19 protein-coding genes are annotated in these 22,714 nt (G+C 74.9%); 8 read left to right on the top strand and 11 right to left on the bottom strand.

Annotated features, from left to right (window positions below):
* Nucleotides 1–102 precede the first annotated feature (102 nt).
* The 4 genes from AC6I72_RS02165 to AC6I72_RS02150 form a co-directional block, all read right to left on the bottom strand.
* On the bottom strand, nucleotides 103–2,457 hold the full coding sequence (locus tag AC6I72_RS02165; RefSeq protein WP_497999001.1) for a SpoIIE family protein phosphatase: 2,355 nt from the start codon (nucleotides 2,455–2,457) through the stop codon (nucleotides 103–105).
* 73 nt (nucleotides 2,458–2,530) lie between these two features.
* The gene (locus AC6I72_RS02160; RefSeq protein ID WP_497998999.1) at nucleotides 2,531–2,905 is read right to left on the bottom strand and encodes a hypothetical protein; all 375 of its coding nucleotides are present in this window, start codon (nucleotides 2,903–2,905) and stop codon (nucleotides 2,531–2,533) included.
* A gap of 192 nt (nucleotides 2,906–3,097) precedes the next feature.
* Nucleotides 3,098–4,021, bottom strand: coding sequence for a MurR/RpiR family transcriptional regulator (locus tag AC6I72_RS02155; RefSeq protein WP_498004565.1), 924 nt, complete (start codon nucleotides 4,019–4,021; stop codon nucleotides 3,098–3,100).
* A gap of 40 nt (nucleotides 4,022–4,061) precedes the next feature.
* On the bottom strand, nucleotides 4,062–4,814 hold the full coding sequence (locus AC6I72_RS02150) for a nucleoside/nucleotide kinase family protein (RefSeq protein WP_497998997.1): 753 nt from the start codon (nucleotides 4,812–4,814) through the stop codon (nucleotides 4,062–4,064).
* Nucleotides 4,815–4,983: 169 nt separating this feature from the next.
* Between AC6I72_RS02150 and AC6I72_RS02145 the strand changes: the two genes are divergently transcribed.
* A complete protein-coding gene (locus tag AC6I72_RS02145; RefSeq protein ID WP_497998995.1) occupies nucleotides 4,984–5,757 on the top strand; it encodes a beta-phosphoglucomutase family hydrolase in 774 nt (257 codons plus the stop codon).
* Nucleotides 5,754–8,096 (top strand): glycoside hydrolase family 65 protein, encoded by a 2,343-nt coding sequence (locus AC6I72_RS02140; protein WP_497998994.1) that lies wholly within the window; start codon nucleotides 5,754–5,756, stop codon nucleotides 8,094–8,096. Before AC6I72_RS02145 ends, AC6I72_RS02140 begins: the two co-directional genes overlap by 4 nt.
* Nucleotides 8,097–8,120: 24 nt before the next feature.
* Here the strand turns inward: AC6I72_RS02140 and AC6I72_RS02135 are convergent, their stop codons facing one another.
* Both AC6I72_RS02135 and AC6I72_RS02130 read right to left on the bottom strand, forming a co-directional pair.
* Complete coding sequence (locus AC6I72_RS02135) at nucleotides 8,121–9,026, bottom strand: M48 family metalloprotease (RefSeq protein ID WP_497998992.1); 906 nt, start codon at nucleotides 9,024–9,026, stop codon at nucleotides 8,121–8,123.
* A complete protein-coding gene (locus tag AC6I72_RS02130; protein WP_037851039.1) occupies nucleotides 9,023–9,406 on the bottom strand; it encodes a BlaI/MecI/CopY family transcriptional regulator in 384 nt (127 codons plus the stop codon). Before AC6I72_RS02130 ends, AC6I72_RS02135 begins: the two co-directional genes overlap by 4 nt.
* Before the next feature lie 544 nt (nucleotides 9,407–9,950).
* Between AC6I72_RS02130 and AC6I72_RS02125 the strand changes: the two genes are divergently transcribed.
* Both AC6I72_RS02125 and AC6I72_RS02120 read left to right on the top strand, forming a co-directional pair.
* Nucleotides 9,951–11,342 (top strand): glycosyltransferase family protein, encoded by a 1,392-nt coding sequence (locus AC6I72_RS02125; protein WP_497998990.1) that lies wholly within the window; start codon nucleotides 9,951–9,953, stop codon nucleotides 11,340–11,342.
* Nucleotides 11,339–12,286, top strand: coding sequence for a lysylphosphatidylglycerol synthase domain-containing protein (locus AC6I72_RS02120; protein ID WP_497998989.1), 948 nt, complete (start codon nucleotides 11,339–11,341; stop codon nucleotides 12,284–12,286). The genes AC6I72_RS02125 and AC6I72_RS02120 overlap by 4 nt, the downstream gene beginning before the upstream one ends.
* A 90-nt stretch (nucleotides 12,287–12,376) precedes the next feature.
* Here the strand turns inward: AC6I72_RS02120 and AC6I72_RS02115 are convergent, their stop codons facing one another.
* From AC6I72_RS02115 to AC6I72_RS02105, 3 genes are read right to left on the bottom strand one after another with little or no spacing between them, the layout of a single operon-like run.
* Entirely contained in the window at nucleotides 12,377–13,141 is a 765-nt protein-coding gene (locus tag AC6I72_RS02115) for a phosphatase PAP2 family protein (protein WP_497998987.1), read from the bottom strand.
* Nucleotides 13,138–13,740 (bottom strand): phosphatase PAP2 family protein, encoded by a 603-nt coding sequence (locus AC6I72_RS02110; protein ID WP_497998985.1) that lies wholly within the window; start codon nucleotides 13,738–13,740, stop codon nucleotides 13,138–13,140. The genes AC6I72_RS02115 and AC6I72_RS02110 overlap by 4 nt, the downstream gene beginning before the upstream one ends.
* Entirely contained in the window at nucleotides 13,737–14,405 is a 669-nt protein-coding gene (locus tag AC6I72_RS02105; RefSeq protein WP_497998984.1) for a DedA family protein, read from the bottom strand. The genes AC6I72_RS02110 and AC6I72_RS02105 overlap by 4 nt, the downstream gene beginning before the upstream one ends.
* A gap of 349 nt (nucleotides 14,406–14,754) precedes the next feature.
* Between AC6I72_RS02105 and efeU the strand changes: the two genes are divergently transcribed.
* The 3 genes from efeU (at nucleotide 14,755) to AC6I72_RS02090 (ending at nucleotide 19,168) form a co-directional block, all read left to right on the top strand.
* Nucleotides 14,755–16,977, top strand: coding sequence for an iron uptake transporter permease EfeU (efeU, locus tag AC6I72_RS02100; RefSeq protein WP_497998983.1), 2,223 nt, complete (start codon nucleotides 14,755–14,757; stop codon nucleotides 16,975–16,977).
* A gap of 77 nt (nucleotides 16,978–17,054) precedes the next feature.
* Nucleotides 17,055–18,335 (top strand): iron uptake transporter deferrochelatase/peroxidase subunit, encoded by a 1,281-nt coding sequence (efeB, locus tag AC6I72_RS02095; RefSeq protein ID WP_498004564.1) that lies wholly within the window; start codon nucleotides 17,055–17,057, stop codon nucleotides 18,333–18,335.
* Nucleotides 18,336–18,679: 344 nt separating this feature from the next.
* The gene (locus tag AC6I72_RS02090) at nucleotides 18,680–19,168 is read left to right on the top strand and encodes a DUF5709 domain-containing protein (protein WP_497998982.1); all 489 of its coding nucleotides are present in this window, start codon (nucleotides 18,680–18,682) and stop codon (nucleotides 19,166–19,168) included.
* 230 nt (nucleotides 19,169–19,398) lie between these two features.
* On the opposite strand, the gene AC6I72_RS02085 is transcribed toward AC6I72_RS02090, so the two are convergent.
* Nucleotides 19,399–19,623, bottom strand: coding sequence for a hypothetical protein (locus tag AC6I72_RS02085; protein ID WP_497998980.1), 225 nt, complete (start codon nucleotides 19,621–19,623; stop codon nucleotides 19,399–19,401).
* A 280-nt stretch (nucleotides 19,624–19,903) separates the two neighbouring features.
* Here AC6I72_RS02085 and AC6I72_RS02080 point away from each other — a divergent pair, with 280 nt between their 5' ends.
* Entirely contained in the window at nucleotides 19,904–21,736 is a 1,833-nt protein-coding gene (locus AC6I72_RS02080; protein ID WP_497998978.1) for a glycoside hydrolase family 15 protein, read from the top strand.
* Nucleotides 21,737–21,775: 39 nt separating this feature from the next.
* On the opposite strand, the gene AC6I72_RS02075 is transcribed toward AC6I72_RS02080, so the two are convergent.
* Nucleotides 21,776–22,621 carry a chitosanase gene (locus AC6I72_RS02075; protein WP_497998976.1) on the bottom strand — a complete coding sequence of 282 codons (846 nt, stop codon included), beginning with the start codon at nucleotides 22,619–22,621 and terminating at the stop codon, nucleotides 21,776–21,778.
* Nucleotides 22,622–22,714: the final 93 nt, after the last annotated feature.

Genomic DNA, 22,714 nt, shown 5'->3' with positions numbered 1-22,714 from the left:
CGTCAGCCGTCAGCCGTCAGCCGTCCGCGGACGCCTGCGCCGAACGGCCCGGGAGCAGCCGGCAGGCGTCTGCGCAGGGGCCGGCGGACGCGGCGGTGGCGGTCACGCCGGATCTCCCGGCGCGCGGATGTCCAATACGCAGACGTCGTCGCGCCGTTCGGTCTCCAGCATCTCGGTCAGCAGCGGCACGAGGGAGCCGGGCCCGTCGCAGGGCGGGGTGCCCGCGGTACGGGCGAGGCGGTCCAGGCCCCGGTGGATGTCCTCGCCGGGCCGCTCGACGAGGCCGTCGGTGTAGAACAGCAGCCGGTCGCCGGGCTCCAGCACGATCTCGGCCTCCTCGTAGACCGGTGATTCCGTGGCGCCGAGCAGCACCCCGAACGGACGCTGCAGGTAACGCGGTTCGCCACCGCGCAGCAGCAGCGGCGGCAGATGGCCGGCCTGTGCCCACACGAGCCGGCGATCGGCCGCCCGGTAGCGCGCCAGGACGACGGTGGCGGTGCCCTGGGTGTCCCGGGAGTGCAGCAGCAGTGTGTTGAGGCGTTGCAGCGCGCCGGTCAGGGACGACCCGGTGAAGATCATGCCCTTGGCGGTGAACCGGAGCTGCGCCATGGTGGCCACCGCGTCGATGCCGTGCCCGGCGACGTCACCGACCACGAACAGCGCGTCACCGTCCGGCAGTTCGATCGCGCTGAACCAGTCGCCGCCGACATGGGTGCCCGACTCGGCGGGCAGGTAGGCGACGTCGACCCGCAGACCGGCCAGCCGCACCGGGCGGCGCGGCAGCGGCAGCAGTGCGTGCTGGAGCCGTCCCGCCAGCGTCCGCTCGGCCCGCAGCACGCCGTCCTGTGCGAGCATCGTCCGCTCGCTCTCCACCAGGGCCAGCTCCGCGCTGCGCTGCGCGGTGAGGTCCTGGAGGAAGCCGTGGACCTCGACCGGCGTGCCCCTCGTGTCCAGGACGGCCTCGGCCACCGCCCGCACATGCCGCGGTCCGGCCGTCGCCGCGGTCCGGAACGTCACGTCGAACGGGGTGCCCTTAGTGACCAGTTCGCGCACGGCCTGTCCGAGCGCGGGCCTGTCCTCGGGCAGGGCGAGGTCCGTCAGCCGCTCCAGCGGGACCGGTCCGAGCCCCGGGTCGCGGTCGCACAGCTGGTAGGCCTGGGCGGACCAGGCCGCCTCGTGGGTGACCAGGTTCCAGGTGGCCCAGCCCAGGCGGCCGAGGCGCTGGAGATCGGCGAGACGCTGTTCCTGCCGGTTCGAGGTGTCGTGCCGCAGCCAGGACACCACCAGGCCGTCGCCCAGCCGGGCGGCCCGCACCGCGTACGTGGACGGCCCCTGACCGCGCGGCCCCGTCTCCTGCTGCGCGAACGGTTCGCTCTCGTACGGCTCCCCGGTCTCCAGCACGCTCAGCCAGCCGCGGCGCAGCGGTTCCTGCGCGGCGGCCGGCCAGCACTCCAGGAGCCGCCGCCCGACCAGATCGCTCCGGTCGCGGCCGAGGACGCCGGCGCTCTGCGCCGTGGCGGCGTCGACGCGGTAGTCCTCGACGTCGCCCGCGGGCGAGCGCAGCGGGGTGAGCAGCAGTGTCGCGCCGGGCAGCGCCTCCAGCAGGGCGCGCACCGCTTCGGGCGCCCGGTCCGGCGCCGGCTGCGGCCGGGGGGTGACGGCGCGCAGCCGGGCCGCGCAGAGCCAGGAGACGTCGTGCAGGAGTTCGCGGTCGCGCCGGGTGAACGGGCCCGGCCGGGCGCGCAGGACGCCGATGGCGGCGTCCGCGGGGCCCGCACCGGTCACCGGCAGCCAGGCGCGGGAGGGCCAGCGCCCGGCCGGGTCACCGGTCGGCGGGTGCCGCTCGCCGTCCGCGGCGGTGTTCTCCAGCCAGCGGGGTTCCCGGGCCGTGAGGGCGTCCAGTGCGGCGCTGCGGCTTCCCGGGGGCACGTGCCGCCAGGAGGGGTCGGCCGGTGTCCCGTCCGAGCCGGCGTACCCGGTCAGCGTGAGCCCGCCCGCCGGCAGCGGCCGGTAGATCAGCACGGCGTCGGCGCCGACGGGAGCCGCGAGGTGTTCCAGCAGACACACGGCGAGGTCCTGCGCGGACTCCACCCGGACGAGGGCCCGGCCGAGCGCGGCGAGGACGGCGACGCCGTCCGCCTCGCCGGCGCGCGTGGCATGGCTCAGCGGGGGCACCAGCGTGCCCAGGGTGATGCGGCACTCCTCCACCAGCGTGCGGCGCGCGGCCTTGGCGCGGCGCGCCAGATCCTCGTGCGCGGCCTGGGGGGAACAGCCGGTCAGCGCCATCAGGGCGCCCTTGGCCCGCTCGACGACGGCCGCGTCCTCCGCCGGCTCCTGGGGCCGGCCGGGCTCGCCCTGCCGCCGGGACGCACCACCGGCCGGCGCCGCCGTGCCGGGTGCGGCGCCGGGGTCCCTGGGGCAAACGGAATCGCCGGTCACGCGACGAGCATCGCACATGTGGCCCAGTCCGATCCCGGTCCGATCAAGAACTTGACGGACTCCCCGCCACCCGCCCCGCGCCGCTGCGCCCTCAGCGGCCCGTGCCACGCTCCATCAGGGCCTCGGTCACGGCCCGTACGCTGCGCGCGATGTGCTGGAGCTGAAGCACTTCCGCGGCGTACAGCTTGATCGTGTGCTCGATGACGGACTCGGGCAGTCCCAGCCGGGGCAGGTCGGCGCGCGCGGTCTGCAGGGCGGTGCGGGCCACCCGGACCTCCTGCTGGACCTGGATCTGCGCGTGCCGGGCGAGCAGCACGGGGTGGCGCAGCAGCACGGGGTAACTGGCGTAGCGGGCGGGCACCAGTTCGCGCAGCCACCTGGCCGCCGAACGCTCCCAGTCGTAGCTGCCGGGGGGTTTGACCTGGCAGGGCCAGTCCGGGCTGACGCGCGTGGTCGTCACAGGCATGGATCATCGCTTCCGGGTGTGCGGCGTCGTGGAGGGCGGACGACGGAGGAGCCGCCGGGCCGCGATCCGTGAGCAGTATTTATATATGCCATCCGCTTGGCAAGACGTATGAAAACATTCATGTCCGGATTGCGGTGCCTGGTCCGCTTGCGTTCCGACCACTCGCGCGGGTGCCGCGCAGGGGCCGCCAGGTCACTCCTTGAGGAAGAACTGGTGCTGGTCGGCGATCTGCTCGTACTCCTCCAGGCGGGCCTGGGTCCGCTCCGGGTCGGCGTCCGTCATGGCCTGCAGCAGGGCGGCGCAGACGATGCCGGGCGCGGCGTAGGAGTCGAAGACCAGCCGGGAGCCGGTGCCGGTGGCGAAGGTGACGTCGGCCTCGTCGGCCACCGGGCCGAGCGCCAGGTCGGTGATCAGGGCGACCTTGAGCCCGGCGCGGCGGGCGACCCGGACGGCGGTCAGGGTCTCCTGCGCGTGCCGGGGCATGGAGAAGGCCAGCACCCAGGTGCCGCCGGCCTCACGGGACTGCAGGAGAGCGTCGTAGGCGACGCTGCCGCCGAGGGTCACCAGCCGTACGTCGGGGTGGATGCGCCGGGCCGCGTAGGCGAAGTACTCGGCGAGCGAGACCGAGATGCGCAGTCCGAGCACGGTCAGCGGCGCCGAGCGCGACAGCTCGCGCCCGACCGCGATCACCTGCCCGGGATCGGCGAGGTCCCGGCGCAGGTTCTCCAGGTTCTCGATCTCGGCGTCGACCGCGGCCTGGAGTTCGTTGCCCCGGTCCTCCTCGACCGTGCCGGGGCCGCCCGCGAGGGTCCTGAGCGCGATGGACTGGAGCTTCTCCCGCAGCGCCGGGTACCCGCTGAAGCCGACCGCGCCGGCGAACCGCGTCACCGAGGGCTGGCTGACACCCACCCGGTCGGCCAGTTCGGTGATCGGCAGGAACGCCGCCTCCGCGAGGTTCTCGATCAGGTACTGGGCGATGCGGCGCTGCCCGGGAGACAGCTGGGGCCGGTCGAAGAGCGCCCTGAGCTGCGAGGCCGGAGCGGCCTCGGCCCCCGTGGCCGGCGTGCCCGAGGTGATGGCGGACGCCTGGGCGCGAGCCTGCTGCGGCGATGGCACCGAGGCGCCTGCTTTGTCTCCCACAGCGTTTCAACATAGCTCACTCACTGTCATGAGCAGGGTGCGCGGGAGCGGATCCGGACACGGCGCGACCCGCGCCCGGCGGCGGGGCGGAGGGCGGCGGCAGGAGCGGGGAGCGGACGGGCGGGGCGGTGGCCGGGACGATCAGGTCCGCGCGGTGCCGGGTCGCCGCGACCAGGTCCGCGTTGCGCTGGTCGGTGCCCAGGACCCAGGCGACGGCCTGGTCGTGGCCCTTGCCGAACTCCTCGTGCCGGGCGACGAGACGGCGGACCCGCTCCTCTTCGGGCAGGTCGCAGAACCAGACCTCGTCCAGGTGCGGTCGTACCCGCGCCCAGGCGCCGGTGTCCAGCAGCAGGTAGTTGCCCTCCGTCACGACCAGCCGGGCCGACGGCGGCACCGGGACCGCGCCCGCCAGCGGCTGTTCGAGGACACGTTCGAAACCGGGGGCGTAGACCGTCTCCTCGCTGCCGGCCGCGTACTCCTCGCGCAGCCGGCGCAGCAGGGCCGCGTACCCCGCCGCGTCGAAGGTGTCCGGCGCGCCCTTGCGGGAGCGGCGGCCGAGGCGGTCGAGTTCGGCGTCGGCGAGGTGGAAGCCGTCCATCGGGACGTGGGCGACCCACGGGTCGCCCGTGCCGTTCAGGGCCCGCACCAGATGCTCGGCCAGCGTGGACTTGCCGGCGCCGGGGCTGCCCGCGATGCCGAGGATCGCGCGGTGTCCGTCGCGGGGGAGGGCCCGGGCACGGGCGAGGAGGTCGTCGAAGGTCGGCGGCACACGCGCCAGTGTGCCACCCGGCCGACGGCGCCGGCCGGCGGCCGGAAGGACTCCGCCGTCCCGGCCCGCACGGGCGGGGGGAGGGAAAGGCGTACGGAGATCCGGCGAAGTACGCCCGATGTGGCGTGCGCCACCCCCTCAACGCCCCGTCGTGGGGAAGGGTGCCTGTATGACACAGCTCGGTCTGCCCGAAGAAATCCTGGCCTGCCTCTTCGATCTCGACGGGGTCGTCACCAAGACGGCGGTGGTGCACGCGGCCGCCTGGAAGGAGACGTTCGACGCGTTCCTGCGCGAGCGGGACGGCGCCGGCTACCGCCCCTTCGACGCGGTCGCCGACTACGACGAGTACGTCGACGGGCGGCCCCGCGCCGACGGGGTGCGCACCTTCCTCGCCTCGCGGGGCGTCGAACTGCCCGAGGGCACCCCGGACGACCCGCCGGACGCGCCGACGGTCAACGGGGTGGGCAACCGCAAGAATGAACTCGTGCTGGAGAAAATCCGTACAGACGGAGTGGAACCCTACGACGGCACCCTGCGCTACATCGCGGCGGTCCGGGCGGCGGGCCTGAAGACCGCGATCGTGTCCTCCAGCGCCAACACCCTCGACGTGCTGCGCTCCATCGACGCCGAGCAGTTGTTCGACGTGCGCGTGGACGGCGTGGTCGCCCGCGAGCGCGGGCTGCCCGGCAAACCGCACCCCGACACCTTCCTCGCCGCCGCCCACGACCTCGGGGTGGAACCCGGGCGGGCCACCGTCTTCGAGGACGCCCTGGCCGGCATGGACGCGGGCCGCTCGGGCCGTTTCGGGTACGTCGTCGGCGTCGACCGCGTCGGGCAGCAGGACGCCCTGTACGCCCACGGCGCCGACGTCGTCGTCAAGGACCTCGCCGAACTCCTCACCGGGACCGGCCCCGGACCCACCCGCCAGGGAGGCGCCGCGTGATCACCCACCGTTCCTACGCCGTCGAGCCGTGGACCGTGCGCGAGACGGAGCTGAGCCTGGACGTGCTCGCCCAGAGCGAGTCGGTCTTCGCGCTCTCCAACGGCCACGTCGGCTGGCGCGGCAACCTCGACGAGGGGGAACCGCACGGCCTGCCCGGCTCCTACCTCAACGGCGTGTACGAGGTGCACCCGCTGCCGTACGCGGAGGCGGGCTACGGATACCCCGAGTCCGGCCAGACCGTCATCAACATCACCAACGGCAAGGTACTGCGGCTGCTCGTCGACGACGAACCGTTCGACCTGCGCTACGGCAGGCTCGTCTCCCACGAGCGCGTCCTCGACCTGCGCCGGGGCGTGATGGAGCGGACCTGCGAGTGGATCTCCCCGGCCGGCACCCGGGTCCGCGTGCGCGCCACCCGGATGGTCTCCCTCACCCAGCGCTCCATCGGTGCCGTCGCCTACGAGGTGGAACCGGTCGACTGCCAGGCGCGTGTCGTCATCCAGTCGGAACTCGTCGCCAACGAGCAGCTGCCGCAGGCGAACGGCGACCCGCGCGCGGCGATGGCCCTGCAGGCCCCGCTGGAGCCGGAGGAGGACTTCGCCTCCGGCCACCGGCTGCGCCTGGTGCACCGCACCCGGCGCAGCGGTCTGCGCGTGGCCGTCGCCGCCGACCACGTCGTGACGGGCCCCGAGCGGACCACCACCAGCAGCGAGAGCCACCCGGACCTGGCCCGGCTGACGGTCGCCGCCGTCCTGGAGGCGGGGCAGAAGCTGCGCGTGGAGAAGCTGGTCGCGCACGGCTGGTCAGGGGCCCGCTCGCTGCCCGCGATGAGCGACCAGGTCGACGCCGCCCTGGCGGCCGCGGCGCACGGCGGCTGGTCGGGCCTGGTCCGCGAGCAGCGGTCCTACCTCGACGACTTCTGGGCCCGCGCCGACGTGGAGGTGGACGGCGACGAGGAGATCCAGCAGGCCGTCCGCTTCGCGCTGTTCCACGTGCTGCAGGCCGGGGCCCGCGCCGAGGAGCGGGCCATCCCGGCCAAGGGGCTGACCGGCTCGGGCTACGACGGGCACGCCTTCTGGGACACCGAGATGTTCGTACTGCCCGTGCTCACCTACACCTCGCCCGACGCGGTCGCCGAGGCGCTGCGCTGGCGGCAGAACACCCTGCCCGCCGCCCGCGAGCGGGCGGCCCAGCTGGGGCTCGGCGGCGCCGCGTTCCCGTGGCGGACCATCGAGGGCCAGGAGGGTTCGGCGTACTGGCCCGCCGGTACGGCCGCCTTCCACGTCAACGCCGACATCGCGCACGCCGTGGTGCGGTACGTGGCGGCCACCGGCGACGAGGACTTCGAACGCGACACCGGGATGGAACTGCTGGTGGAGACGGCCCGGCTGTGGCGCTCGCTCGGCCACCACGACCACCGCGGCACCTTCCACATCGACGGCGTCACCGGCCCCGACGAGTACAGCGCCATCGCCGACGACAACACGTACACCAACCTGATGGCCCGTGCGAACCTGCTGGCCGCCGCCGACGTCGTCGAACGCCATCCCAAGGAGGCGGAACTGCTCGGCGCCGACGACGAGGAGAGCGCCACCTGGCGGGACGCCGCCGAGGCCATGAACATCCCGTACAACGGCGAACTGCGCGTGCACGAGCAGCACGCGGGCTTCACCCGCTACCAGCGCTGGGACTTCGCCGGCACCCGGGCCGACCAGTACCCGCTGCTGCTGCACTTCCCCTACTTCGACCTGTACCGCAAGCAGGTGGTCAAGCAGGCCGACCTGGTGCTGGCGATGTACACCTGCGGCGCCGAGTTCGACGAGGAGCACATCGCCCGCAACTTCGCCTACTACGAACCGCTGACCGTGCGGGACTCCTCGCTGTCGGCGTGCGTCCAGGCGGTCATCGCCGCGCAGGCGGGCCACCTGCGGCTGGCCTACGACTACGCGGCCGAGGCGGCCCTGATGGATCTGGAGGACCTGGAGCACAACACCCGCGACGGACTGCACATCGCCTCGCTGGCCGGTACCTGGATGGCGCTGGTGGCGGGCTTCGGCGGCACCCGCAGGTCCGGCGACACCCTGGAGTTCGCGCCGCGCATGCCGGAGAAGTTCAGCCGTCTGGCCTTCACCCTGCAGTTCCGCGGCCGGCGGCTGCGCGTGGAGATCACCCAGCAGAGCGCCACGTACACCCTGGCGTCGGGGCCCGCCCTGACGGTCGGTCACCACGGTGAGGAGGTCCCGCTGCGGCCCGGCACGCCCGAGGTCCGCCCGGTGCCGCCGCCGCGGCACCTGCCGGCCCCGGAGCAGCCCCCGCACCGCACACCGGGCGTGCGCTGACCCGGTCCGCTCCTCCCGCCGGGCTCAGGGGACCCGCAGGACGGCGTCCGACAGGAGGTGGAGCAGGTCACCGGTGGCGTCGGCGGCGCCCAGCACCGGGAGGACGCCGAGGGCGAGCACGGCGGCGGCCACCGGCCGCAGGGGCGGCAGCGGCGCCGACCGCAGGGCCGCGACCCGGCGGGTGACGGCACGGTCGGTGAGAGGCAGGGTGCCGGCCGGTCCGGGAGCGGGCCCGGCGGTGAGGGCCGCCCGGGCCAGCGCCCGTGCGGCCGCCGTGCGGTCGCCGACCGCCGCCGCGGCCCGCTCGTCCGCCCAGCGCTCGACGAGGAAGGCGACGGTGGGCCGCACCCCGAACAGCAGCGGGTCGGCCGCCACGGCCAGCGTCGCGGCGGTCACCACGAGCGCGTGCCGGTGGGTGAGGTGGGCGCGTTCGTGGGCGAGCAGCACCCGGCGCTCCTGCGGCCGCAGCGCGCCGAGCAGCGCGGCCGTGACCAGGATCCGGCCGGGGGAGCCGGGGATGGCGAACGCGCGCGGCACCGGGGAGGTGGCGACGATCAGTTCGGTGTCGCCCGGATGCGCCGCGCACAGCCGCCGCAGCGCCCGCCGGGTGCCGTAGACGGCGCGCACCGCCCGCCACAGCCGCTGGGCGACGGCCCCGAGGGCCACGGCGGCCAGCACTCCGACCGCCTCCGGCACCGGTTCCGGGAGCCGCCGGCCGCCTGCCGGGGCCGCGAGGAGGGCGGCGGGTCCGTCGTCCGCGAGGGTGAGGGCGAGCAGGGAGAGCGACCAGACGGTGGCACAGGCCGTCACCACGGCGGCGGCCGTCAGCACCCGCGCGGCGAGCGCGGGGGCCACCCGGCGGCCGACGGCGGGGCTGATCGAGGAGAGCAGCAGGGAGAGCGCCAGCGGGGTGTAGACGTCGATCCTCACGCCGCCCCTCCCGCGAGCAGCTCGCGCAGGGCCCGTTCCTCCTCGGCGCTCAGTCCGGTCACGAACTGCTGCAGCGCGGCGATCGGATCGGGGCCGCGGTCCAGCGCCTCGTGCATGGCCTGGGCGGTCAGCTCGGCGGCGTTCTTCGCGGGCCGGTAGGCGCCCCGCCGTCCGTCGACCTCCCGCAGCACCAGGCCCTTGTCGTAGAGCCGCTTGAGGATGGTGTGCACGGTGTTGTAGGCCAGGTCGCCACCGAGTTCCAGCTGGATCTCGGCCGGTGTCAGCGGGCGCTCCGTGGACCACAGCGCGGCGAGGACCTCGCTCTCCAACTCGCCCGGACTGCGCCGTTCCGTCCTGCCGTGAGGCCCTCTGCCAGCCATGCCCTCAACCTTACAGCGCGTAGGGATGCCCCGTGTCCGGCGGTGTCCCGCCCGGCGGAACGCCCCGAGACGGGGTACGTTGTCCGTGATCCGTCGCTCGTGCCCGCTCTCCCGTCCCGGCCGCCGGCGCGTTCCTGCCGGTGGTGCCCCGTGCGTTCGCCGGATTTTCCGCGACGTTTTCCCCGCGGTTCCCCGGCGCCCTGCCCGACTCCCGCACCGCTCCCGCACACTGTGAAGTCAGAAACCCTACAGTGCGTAGGGACGAGGGGTGGAGATGGCCGACCACACGCACGCCTTGGAGCTGCGAACGAAACGGGCGCCCGGCTCGCGACGTCCCGCACACGCGCTCGCGGTGTTGCCGGAAGGCGCCGGCAGCTCCGCTACGAGGACCTTCCGGCGCCTCGCGCGCGCACGCGCCGGACGCCGCGAGCCGACCGGCCTCCCCTTTCGTTCGCAGCTCCTGCTCGCCGGCATCCGGCGACCCGCACCGGCGCCCGGCCCCGGCAGGGCGGGGCGCCGCACCGGCGCCCTGCCCCTCGCGGCCGTGGCCGCCGCGTTCACCGTGGCGCAAGTCCTCCTCGTCCGCCCCGGCATGGGCCTCGGCTGGGACGAGACCGTCTACGTCAGCCAGGTCAGCCCGCACGCCCCCGCCGCCTTCTTCAGCGCCCCCCGCGCCCGCGGCGTCCCGCTCCTGGTCGCGCCCGTCGCCTCCTGGTCGTCCTCCACCGCACTGCTGCGGATCTGTCTCGCCCTGCTGTCGGGCCTCGCGCTGTACCTGGCCCTGCGGGTGTGGCGCACGCTCTTCCCCGCCCGCGTCCTCGCCCTCGCGGGCGCCCTGTTCGCCTCCTTGTGGGTGACCCTCTTCTACGGCCCGCAGGCCATGCCCAACTACTGGGTGGCCGTCGGCGCGCTCGCCTGCGCGGGCTGCTTCGTGCGGGCCCGCGCGGACCCGCACGACCGCCCCGCCCACGCCGGACTGGCGGGCACCGCCGCCCTGATGGCCCTGATGCGCCCGATGGACGCGGTCTGGATCGCGCTCCCGCTGCTCGTCCTCGCCGTCCCCGGACGCCGTTGGAGAGCGTTCGCCGCACTCCTGGCCGGTCTGGCCGCCGGCTGCGGCGAATGGGCGGCCGAGGCCTACGCCGGCCACGGCGGCCCGCTGCGGCGGCTCGCCGACGCCTCCGCCATCCAGGACGGCCTCGGCCTGCACTTCGCCGTCCCCGACCAACTGCGCAGCCTCGGCGGGCGGACGCTGTGCCGCCCCTGCACCGGGTCGCTGCCCAGCCCCCTGGTCACCGCCTGGTGGTACGTCCTGCCCGTGCTCGCCCTGCTGGGCCTGCTCCTCGCCCGGCGCGCCCGGCGCTCCGGGCCCACCCGGACCGCGCTCGCCTGCGCCGCCGCGGCGGTCTTCCCGTACCTGTTCCTGATCGGCTACGCCGCCCCCCGCTTCCTCCTGCCCGCCTACGCCCTGCTCGCCCTCCCCGCCGCCGACGCCGTCCTTCACCTCGTCACCACCCCCTGGGGCACCTGGCGGCCGGCCGCCCTCGGCCTCGCCGTCCTCGCGCTCGCCGTGCACCTGGCGGTCCAGTACGCCGTCCTCGCCCACACCGTCGACCGCACCACCGCCGACCGCCGCGCGTGGCACCGCACCGCCGCGGCGCTGCACGCCCTCGGGGTGCGCCCGCCCTGCCTGCTGACCGGTCAGGACGCCATCCCCGTCGCGTTCTACGCCGGCTGCGGCTCCGCCGCGACGGACGGCCACAACGCCAACTCCACCCGCGCCGCCATCGAGGAGAGCGCACGACGGATCCCGGTCGCCACACTCACCCCGGCGGGCGGCTCCCCGCCCGCGTACGCCCGCGGCTGGCCGGCCCACCGACTCGGCGGCCTCCTCCTGTACGTCGCGCCGACGGCGCAGAAGGGCCCCGCCACATGACCTCACCGCTGCTCACCCGCCCCGCCGCCCTGCGCCGCCGTACCTGGTGGCACACCGGCGCCATGCTCGCGGTGCTGCTGTGCGCCGTGTACCTCGGGCAGCGGCACTGGCCCGTCCTCGAGTCCGGTGCCGACCGGCTCGCCGTCGCCGACCAGGGATGGCTGCTGGTGGGCGCGAGCGCCGCCCTGGCCACCTGGGGGTGCGCGGCCCTGGCGCAGCAGGGAGCCGTGGCCGAACGGCTGCCCCGGGCCCGGCTGCTGGCCGCGCAGTTCGCCGCCTCGGCCGCCAACCACGTGCTGCCCGCGGGACTGGGCGCGGGGGCGGTCAACCTGCGGTTCCTGATGCGCTGCGGGCTGCCCGCCTCGCGCTCGGCGAGCGCCCTCGCGGTCAAGGCCGCGGCCGGTGCGCTGGCCCGCGCGGCGCTGATCGCCGTGCTCGCCGCTGCCTGCCCCGGCGTCCTGCGGTTCCCGCACGTCCCGGTCACCGCGGTGGCCGGGGCCCTGGCCGTCGTCGTCCTGGTGACGGTGCTGCTGCGCGGCCCGCTCAGGTCCCGGTGCGGCCGCGCCGTCGCGACGCTGGGGACGGACATCCGGGCCGTGCACCGCCGGCCGCAGCGGGCCGCCGCCCTGTGGGGCGGCTCGCTCGCCTTCGCGGCGGCGCACTGCCTGGTCCTCGTCTCCGTCGTGCAGGCCGTCGGCCTGCCCCTGCCGCCGGTCCGGGTGGCGCTCCTCTATCTCGCCGCCAGCAGTGCCGCCGCCCTGCTGCCCACGCCCGGCGGGCTCGGCTCCCTGGACGCGGCGCTCGCCTTCGCCCTGACCGCCTCCGGCGCACCGGCGGCCGCCGCGGCCTCCGCCGTCCTCGGCTACCGCCTGCTGACGGTCTGGCTGCCGCTGGTGCCGGGCCTGCTGGTGCTGGGCGTCCTGATCCGCCGCAGGGCGGTGTGAGACAGGGGTGCCCACCAACCCGCCGGGCCCGGGCGAGGCGGGCGGAGGCGGGCGAGGGCGGTCCCGGGGCGGAGGGGTGCGGTCGGGGCGTCAGGCCGAGCGGGACCGTTCCGGCCGGCCGGGAGGGTCCTGGCCCGGCCCGGCGGAAGGATCCCGGCCCGGCGGCAGGGCGGTGTCCGCCGGGTCCGGGGCGTGCCTCGTCAGCGCGGCGACGAACCGCGGGGGCAGCCACTTGACGGCCGCGCACAGGCACACCCCGAACCAGCCCGCGGCGAACAGCCAGCCGCCGACGACGTCGGTGAACCAGTGCACCCCGAGGTAGACCCGGGTCAGCCCCACCAGCGCGCCCCAGCAGCCCGTCACCAGGCACAGCGCCGCCCGGCCGCGCGGAGCGCGCAGGACCACCGCGAGGATCACCACCGCGGCGGTCACCGCCGACGTGGTCGTGTGACCGGACGGGAACGACCAGCCCGTGGCGTGCGTCGCCCAGTCCTGCCGCGGCGGACGCGGGCGGCTGATCAGCTCCATCACTCCTTGGCGCGCCGCCTGCCCCAGGGCCAGGCAGGCCACGCACACGGCCGCCGCGGCCGTACGCTGCCGTGCCGTGCGGCCGAGGAGCGCCCCGGCGAGCGCCACCAGCAGGTACGGGACGGCGCCCGTCCCCGTGGCGGTCAGCGCCCGGGCCACGGCCACCGCCACCTCGGGACGGTGACCGGCCGACCAGGACAGCAGCGTCCGGTCCACCCGCAACGGAGCGCCGTGCCCGCCCACGACGACCAGGGCGATCACGGTGAAGGCGGCCCAGGCGCCCAGCGCCGTACTGCCCGCCAGGTCGGCCGTGTCCCGGCGCCTCATGAGACGAGCAGCGGGCGCAGCCGGGTCGCCGCGATCCGCCGGGCCAGGCCTTCGGGACTGCGCAGCACCACCCGCATCACCGCGAAGGCCACCAGCGCGCCGGCCACGAGCCCCACCGCCACGTCGTGCGGGTAGTGCGCGCCGACCCAGACCCGGGAGGCCGCCATCGCCACGGCGGCGACGACGGCGACCGCCCCGAGGCGCCGCGACACGAAGAAGAGGGCCACCGCCGCGGCGGCGGCGATCGCCGCGTGGTTGCTCGGGAAGGACCAGTCGGTGCGCGCCGGGCAGGCCTCCAGGGTCACCGCGTGCAGGGTCCGGCAGGGCCGCACCTCGTGCACGGCCGCCTTCACCAGCGAGTTCACGAGGTAGGCGAGGACCACGGCCACCGGCACCGCCAGCGCGGTCACGGCCGCCGCCGCGTCCACCCGGCGCGCCCGCCACCAGCCCGCGAGCATCAGCACGGCGAACAGGGCGAGACCGTACGCCGACCACACCGACACCGTGTCGTCCAGCCAGGCAGGGGAGCGGCGGGCCAGGTCCACCACGTCCGTGTAGAGGGACCCGTCGACCGACGCGCCCGACAGGGCGAGCATCATCCGCGTGCCTCCTTCGCCTTCGCGGCGCGCCGGGAGCGCAGCACCTCGGCGGCGAGCGGGATCAGCGACACGACCACGATGAGCGCGATCACCGGCAGCAGGTACTTGTCCACGTCCGGCACCGAGGAGCCGAGCGCGTACCCCGCGAGGGTCAGGCCCATGCTCCACACGAGGCCGCCCGCCACCTGCCAGAGGGTGAACGTCCGCACCGGCACGCCCAGCGCGCCCGCCATCGGGTTGAGCACCGTCCGTACCACCGGCACGAAGCGGGCCAGCACGATCGCCTTGGCGAACCCGTACCGGTCCAGGAGTTCCTCGGCGCGCCGCGCGCCCTCGTGCAGCCGCTGCGAGCGGCTGCGGGCCAGCAGGGCGCCCCCGGCCTTGCGGCCCAGCAGGTATCCGCACTGGGACCCGGCGAGCGCGCCCACGGCGGCGGCGAGCAGCAGCGGCGCCAGCGACAGCCGCACCCCCCGGTCGGCCGAGCCCGTGCACAGCAGTCCCGCCGTGAACAGCAGCGAGTCGCCCGGCAGGAAGAAGCCGACGAGCAGACCCGTCTCGGCGAAGAGCACCACGCCGACGCCCAGCACGCCGAAGGCGGCCAGCAGCGACTGGGCGTCCAGCACATTGACCGCGAGCTGTGAGGACAGGAGCGAGGGTGTGATCATCGGCGCGGACTCTTTCCGTCGGGGGAGGGCGGGGGACGCGCGAAGCGACGGTCCGGAGTGACTACATCCCTGTAGACCGTCTACTGCACTGTAGACGAAAACGACTCGTACGACGTTCCCGTGATCGGCCCAACGGGTGAACCGGCCGGTGAATCGGTGCGGGCGGCGGCGCGGGCGGCGCCATCGGGACCACTCCGTGCGCCGGACCGCTGTGGGTTTTGCCCGCGCATTGCCGCTTCGTGACCGATCGACTACATGCGTGTAGTCATGATGGGTGCCTAAGTAAGGCATGCCTTCTCTAAGTCGGTCCCAGCGAGGCCGGGGCGGTGTGCCGGGAGGGCCGCACGGCATGTGGGACGACGCGTTTCCGAGTTTCCTGATCGGGCTGCGAGAGGGACTCGAAGGCGGGCTGATCGTCTCCATCCTGGTCGCGACCCTGGTCAGGGCGGGGGCCAGGTCCCGGCTGCCGCAGGTGTGGACCGGCGTCCTGGCGGCCGTCGCGCTGGCGCTCAGCTTCGGCGCGGTCCTCACCTTCACCGCGGCCTCGCTCTCGGCGACGGCTCAGGAGGCGTTCGGCGGCGCGCTCAGCGTGGTCGCCGTGGCGTTCGTCACCGCCATGGTCTTCTGGATGCGCCGCTCGGCCCGCAGCCTCTCCGGCGAGATCAAGCAGAAGGTGACCGGCGCGCTCGCCATGGGCGCGGGCATGCTGATCCTGACCTCCTTCCTCGCCGTGGGCCGCGAGGGCCTGGAGACCGCCCTGTTCCTGTGGACCACCGCCCGCGCGGCCGGGGAGTCCGCAGGGCCGCTGGCCGGCGCCGGGATCGGGCTGGTCCTGGCGGCCGGGCTGTGCTGGGGCCTGTACCGGCGGGTCCTGAAGATCAACCTCACCAAGTTCTTCACCGCCACCGGAGCCGTGCTCATCGTGATCGCGGCGGGTGTCCTCGGCTACGGCCTGCGCGACCTCCAGGAAGGAGGCCTCCTGCCCGGGGGCACGGCCTACGCCGTCGACCTCAGCGGCAGCGTCGACGCCGGCTCCTGGTACAGCACCCTGGTCCAGGGCGTCCTCAACCTGACCCCGACGATGACATGGGTCCAGGTCGTCGCCTACGCCGGCTACCTCGCCGTGGTGATGACCCTGTTCGTGCGCGGCGTCCGGGCGGGCGGCGCGAGCGCGGGTGCGAGCAATGCCGCGCCGGCCCCGAAGCCGGCCGCGGCGGCGAGCCTGGCGGGGGCGGCCGAGGCCGCCCCCGCCCTCGCGTCGACGCCTGCCCTCGCTCCCGAGCCCACAGCGGCCTCCGAGTCCACGCCCCCCGACTCTGCCCCCGGTCCCGACTCTGCCTCCGGCGCCGACGCGGCCGCCGCCCCCGGCGCCGACGCGCCCGTCGCGCACGGCGCCGGCGGTCGGCTCCGTCGCCGGCGTCCCGCCTGGGTCGTTCCCGTCGCCGTCGTGGCCGTGCCCGCTGTGGTGGCCGGGCTCGTCGTCGCCCTCGGGCGGTCCAAGCCCGCCGGTACGCAGACCGTCGCCGTCTCCGAGAAGGACTGCGGCAAGGGCTTCACCGCGCCCCGGACGGGCCGGCAGACCTTCCGGATGCACAACACCGGCTCGAAGACCTCCGAGGTCTACCTGATCGACCCGGCGAGCAACGCGGTCTACGGCGAGATCGAGGGCCTGGCCCCCGGCACCACCCGCGACCTCGTCGCCACCGTCGCGGGCGGCAGCTACGCCTGGCGCTGCGTGCCCACCGGCGGCAGCGCGGTCACCTCCCGAGCCGTGCGGGTGAGCGGCGGCGCGGGGGCGAAGGCGGTCGTCCCCGTCTCCGAGCAGGACCTGGCCGGACCGCTCGCGCAGTACCGGCAGTATGTCGGCCAGGGCCTGGCCGCCCTGGCCGCCCAGACCGCCAGGCTCGACGACGACATCCGGGGCGGTCACCTCGGCGCTGCCCGCGCCGACTGGCTCACCGCCCACCGCACCTACTCCTCCCTGGGCGCCGCCTACGGCACCTTCGAGGACTTCGACAAGAAGATCGACGGAAGGCCGGACGGGCTCCCGGACGGCGTCGAGGACAAGGACTTCACCGGGTTCCACCGCATCGAGTACGGCCTGTGGCACGGACAGGACGCCGACCGGCTCGAGGCGTCGGCCCGGCAGCTCGCCGCCGACGCGGCCGGTCTGCGCAAGGCCTTCCCCCGCCAGGAGTTCGACCCGGGCGACCTGCCGCTGCGCGCCCACGAGATCCTGGAGAACACCCTCCAGTTCGAGCTGACCGGCGACGCCGACCAGGGCAGCGGCACCGAGCTGGCCACGACCGACGCGAACCTCGACGGCACCCGCGAGCTGCTCACCGTACTGAAGCCGCTGCTGACCAGCCGCGCCCCGCACCTGCTGCCCGTCGTGGACAGCGACATCGCCCGGCTGCGCGCACTGCTCGACGCGGCCCGCCACGGCACCGCCTGGACGCCGGTCGACCGGCTCGACGCGCACACCCGGGCCCGCCTGGACGGTGCCACCGGACAGCTCCTGGAAGACCTCGCCCCCGTGCCGGACCTGCTGGAGATCAGGAAGTCCGCCTGATGCCCGCACCCCGCGCGGACCGCGCGGCAGCCCCCGTCCGCCCCGCCACCACCGCCGACCCCGAAGGGAACCCCTCCATGCCGTCCGCCGCCACGCCCGCCCCCTCGGGCGGCTGCCCCGCCGGTCACGGCCGCCGGGCCTTCGTCCGTACGGCCCTCGGGGCCGGGGCCGCGGGCGCGGTCCTGGCCGGCGGAGGACTCGCGCTGGGCCGGGCCGGCACCGCCGAGGCGCACGCCGCCGACTCCTCCGAGCCGAGGGAGATCGCCTTCCACGGCGTCCACCAGGCGGGCGTCGTCACCCCGGCCCAGGCCGCCGCCGCGTTCGTCTCCTTCGACGTCATCGCCGACGGCCGCCGGGAACTGGCCGACCTGCTGAAGACCCTCACCGAGCGGGCCCGTCTCCTCACCACCGGCGGCACCCCCGCCGACCTGGGTGTCGGCGCCCCGCCGTCCGACAGCGGCATCCTCGGCCCGGAGGTCCCCGCCGACGCCCTCACCGTCACCGTGGGCGTCGGCGCATCCCTCTTCGACGACCGCTACGGCCTCGCCGGTGCCAGGCCGCGCCGGCTCACCCCGATGCGCACCTTCCCCAACGACAACCTCCGGGCCGCCGAGTGCCACGGGGACCTGTCCCTGCAGATCTGCGCGAACCGCCGGGACACCGTGCTGCACGCCCTGCGCGACATCGCCCGGCACACCCGCGGCGCCCTGCAGATCAAGTGGCGCATCGACGGTTTCCAGAACACCCCGCGCCCCACCGGCACACAGCGCAACCTGCTCGGCTTCAAGGACGGCATCGCCAACCCGGACGTCACCTCCGCGCGGGAGACCGACCGCCTGATCTGGGTGGGCGCGGGCCAGGGCGAGCCCGCCTGGGCGACCGGGGGCAGCTACCAGGTCATCCGGATCATCCGCATGCTGGTGGAGTTCTGGGACCGGGTCTCCCTGACCGAGCAGGAGAAGATGTTCGGCCGCCGCAAGGACACCGGCGCCCCGCTGGACGGCGCCCGGGAGACCGACGTCCCCCAGTACGCCAGGGACCCGCACGGCACCGCGATCCCGCTGGACTCCCACATCCGGCTCGCCAACCCGCGCACGGCCGCCACCGACGCCTCCCGTCTGCTGCGCCGCGGCTACAACTACGACCGGGGCGTCGACAACGTCGGCAACCTCGACATGGGCCTGGTCTTCTGCTGCTACCAGCAGGACGTCGTCCGCCAGTTCGAGGCGACCCAGACCCGGCTGATCGACGAGCCGCTCGTCGACTACATCTCGCCGACCGGCGGCGGTTACTTCTTCGTCCTGCCCGGAGTGCGGGACTCCGCCGACTGGTTCGGCCGCGGTCTGCTGGCGGCCTGACCGGCCGGCCACGGCGCCTGTCCGGCCCGACCGGTGGTCCTGACCGGCCCGGCCACGGTCCATGACGGATGCGGCCGGCGGTCTGACCGGCCGCGCCCGGTCACGGCGCCGGACCGGCACGACCGTGCCATGGCGTGCTCGCCCTGGCGGTGTGGAAGCTCGGCCGGATCGAGGAGAAGTGGACGGCGGGCCTGGCCGCCTCCGCCGAATCCGGGCGCGAGTGAGCACGGGGCGCCCGGCGCGTCCCTGACCGGGGGAATCCGCGGCCCGGGGGATTGGAGCGCCCGCGGCGGGAAACGCGGAGCACGACACCGCGACCGCAAGCCGCCGCGAGGGAGGCACCCGTGAGCACCGATCCGATGGCCGACGACGCCTACCAGCCCACCGGGAACAACGAGGAGCAGGAGGACGCCGCGCCGCTGGACATGCAGGACGCGATCGGCGAGCGGACCTACGACGACACCCTCGACGAGGGCTACTCACCGCCCGAGAAGCCGCTCGGCGTCGACAAGTACGGCACCACGGCCGCCGAGCAGCACGAGGGCGAGAGCCTCGACCAGCGGCTGGCCCAGGAGCAGCCCGACACGGGCGAGCAGGAGGGCGACGGCACGGGCGACCTGCCCGGCGGCGAGGGCGAGCCGGTCGACCCCGAGGCGGGGGACGAGCGCGCGGGGCGCCTGGTCGCCCCGGACGAGGGCGCGCACGCCGACACCACCAAGGAGGAGGTCGCCTTCGACGCCGGCATCGACGGGGGAGCCGCGGGCGCCGAGGAGGCCGCCGTGCACGTCGTCGAGGACGACAGCACCCTGCCCGGCGAGGACACCGGGCGCTGACGGCACCGCCGCGCACGGCTCCGCCATCGCCGCCGTACAGCCGGCGCCGCGGCAGACGGATCCGCCGCGCCCTGCGGGGCCGGCGCGGCCCCGCGGGCGGTTCTCCCGGCCGTGCGGGCCCACGGACTCGCCGAAGGCGCGGCACGGCGTGGCACGGACGGGGACCGCAGCCCACGGCTCCGGTCCCCGTCACGCCGGCGGACCCCACGGTCCGCCCTCAGCTCCCTCAGCTAGGGCAGCAGTTTGTCCAGGGCGGCAGGCCCCTCCGTCTCGATCTTGCGCTTGGCCCACTCCAGGTTGCGCGGGGTGATGTCACGGCCCGCGGCCAGCACGACGTCCTCGGGCGAGACGTCGGTGCCGGTACGGGCGTGGAGCACGCTGTCCGGCGTGCAACGGTTGCCTGGCGAACGGGATGCTTCGGGCGAACGGGATGCGTCGGGCTCTGACGTCGACATGTGTCCTCCTCGGGTCCGGCCGGGTACCCGCCCGGGTCCGGACTGCGCCACCCGTGCCGCGGGACCGGGACCTCCTCCTACGATTGCCCGCCGCGCCGCACCCTGCATCCGGAAGGGCCGCCGCACCGAGCGGGCCGGCCCCGGCCCGCTCCAGGAGTACCGGACCGTCCCGTCCGGAAACCTCCGTTCCGCCGGCCCGCTCCGTAAGCTGGAAGGACCCGGGCAAGCCGCCGGGGCGGCAGACGCGGGGACCGCGCGACCCGACAGGGAGGCCGCAGCGATGACCGACAGCTCAGGCCCGCCGCCGGCGGGCGCACGCCGGTACGTGCCCATCGCCGACCACGGTCTGATCGGCGACCTGCGCACGGTCGCCCTGGTCGGCACCGACGGCACCATCGACTGGTACTGCTGCCCCGCCTTCGACGCCCCCAGCGTCTTCGCCGCCGTGCTGGACGCCGAGCGGGGCGGCTGCTTCGAACTCGCCGCGGCCCAGGGAGCCCGCACCAAGCAGTTCTACTTCCCCGACACCAATGTGCTGATCACCCGGTTCTTCACCGAGGACGGCGTGGGGGAGGTGCAGGACTTCATGCCGGTCTCGGGCGGCCTGGGCGAGGCCGAACGGCACCGGCTGATCCGGCGCGTGGTGTGCGTGCGGGGCACCGTCCCGTTCCGCGTGCGCGTGGCCCCGCGCTTCGGCTACGGCGCCGACCCGCACACGGTGCGCACGCAGGGCTGCATGACCCTGTTCGAGTCCGCGCGCCTGGCCCTCGCCCTCACGGCCACCGTGCCGCTGGAGACCGAGGGACCCGACGTGCGCGCCGACTTCAAGCTCACCGAGGGCGAGACCGCCGTCTTCGCCCTCGACCAGGTCGGCGGCGAGGTGGCCCCGCGCCGGTGCGCGCGGACCGAGGCGGAGGAGCAGTTCGCGGCCACCGTCGCGTACTGGCGGCGCTGGATCGCGCAGTCCCGCTACCGGGGCCGCTGGCGGGAGATGGTGCACCGCTCCGCCCTCACCCTCAAACTCCTCACCTACGCGCCCACCGGCGCCATCGTCGCCGCGCCCACCACCAGCCTGCCCGAGCGCGTCGGCGGTGAGCGCAACTGGGACTACCGGTACGTCTGGGTGCGCGACGCCGCCTTCGCCGTCTACGCCCTGCTGCGCCTCGGCTTCAGCGGCGAGGCCGCGGCCTTCATGCGGTTCGTGACCCGGCACATCAGCCCGGGCGACGGCAGGGCGACCGGCCCGCTGCAGATCATGTACGGCATCGACGGCCGCACCGACCTCCCCGAGCGCGAGCTGACCCACCTGGAGGGGCACCAGGGCTCCGCCCCCGTCCGGGTCGGCAACGCCGCCGCCGACCAGCTCCAGCTCGACATCTACGGCGCCCTGATCGACTCCATCTACCTCTACGACAAGTGGGCCGAGCCGATCTCCAGCGCCCAGTGGGACGACGTGTGCGCACTGGTCGACTGGGTCTGCGCGCACTGGGACCAGCCCGACGAGGGTGTGTGGGAGACCCGCGGCGGGCGCCGGGACTTCCTGTACTCGCGCCTGATGTGCTGGGTGGCCGTCGAACGCGCGATCCGGCTGGCCAACCGCCGCGGCCTGCCCGCCGACCTGGCCCGCTGGCAGTGCGGCCGGGACGCGATCTACCGCCGCATCATGGACCGCGGCTGGTCGCAGCGGCGGCAGGCGTTCGTCCAGTACGAGGGCGGCGACGTGCTGGACGCCGCCGTCCTGATGATGCCGCTCGCCAAGTTCATCGCCCCCACCGACCCCAAGTGGCTGGCCACCCTCGACGCGCTCACCGAGGACCTGGTCTCCGACTCCCTCGTCTACCGCTACGACCCGCGCACCAGCCCCGACGGCGTGAGCGGCGACGAGGGCACCTTCTCGATCTGCTCCTTCTGGTACGTCGAGGCGCTGACCCGCGCCGGGCGCCTGGACGAGGCCCGCCTCGCCTTCGAGAAGATGCTCACCTACGCCAACCACCTGGGCCTGTACGCGGAGGAGATCGGCCGCACCGGCGAACAGCAGGGCAACTTCCCGCAGGCCTTCACCCACCTGTCCCTGATCAGCGCCGCCTACAACCTGGACCGTGCCCTCGGCTGACCCCGGGACCGTCCGCCGGCCCCGGGGCCCGCCCGGCGGTCAGCCGATGTGGTACGAGTCGCCGTACACCTTCCAGTCCAGCGGCGGCTTCAGGTCCAGGTTCCCCTTGCGCAGGAAGACCCGCTGCGCGGTGTCGACCCTGCTGGTGTCGCTGTGCGCCTCCTCCTGCTTCATGGCCCACACCCGCGCGTCCAGGAACGCGTTCAGGTACGCCACCTCGTCACCGCCCCGCGCCGGCGGCTGGGCGCTGCGCAGCGCCCGCTTGCGGATGCCGCGGAAGCTGGTCGGGTCGTCGCCGTCACCGTGCATGACGATGGCGTCGTAGTAGGCGAACTGGCCGAGCGCGCGCAGTCCGTCCGCCTTGCCCTGGGCGACCGCCGGGTCGAAGTACACCCGGTCCCGCTCGTCGTTCTGGGCCTGCTGGAAGGCGCTGTCCTTGGCCGCGGTGCGCCAGTCCCTGGTGAAGTCGGGGTCGAGCCCGGAGTGCGAGTCGCTGCCGTTGACCCTGCGCAGGGCGGGCAGGTACTTGGCGAGCACGTTGCCGGGCTTGCGGTCGGTGTAGAGCTGGACCAGGTCGAGCATGTCGCCGGTGCCCGAGCAGAAGCCGATGATGCCGGCGGTGTAGCCGCGGCCGTCGCCGATGTCCTCGATGTACTTGTACTGCGCCTTCCAGTCGAGCGAGGAGTTCTCCGCGCTCGACACCAGCTTCATGGCGATCTCCTTCTTCGCCGGGTCGTCCAGGCCGGGCGCCGCCGCCGGGGCTGCCGTCGCCTGCGCAACGGTGCCGAGCAGCGGGACGGCGACCGCGCCGGCGCCGAGGAGGGCGAGGACGGTACGGCGGGAGGCACCGGCCGGACGGGCTGTGTCGGGGTTCGGGTGCACCATGGGCTCCAAGGGGGAGTGGGGGGTGGGGAGTTGGTCCGGAGGACCAACTGATAGGAAGGTTTCCTACCAGAGGCTCGAACAGGTGGGCACCCG

The organism is Streptomyces sp. Xyl84 (genome assembly GCF_059731885.1).
Note: the sequence above shows the minus strand (reverse complement) of the source record. Positions and strands in the feature narration are given on the sequence as shown.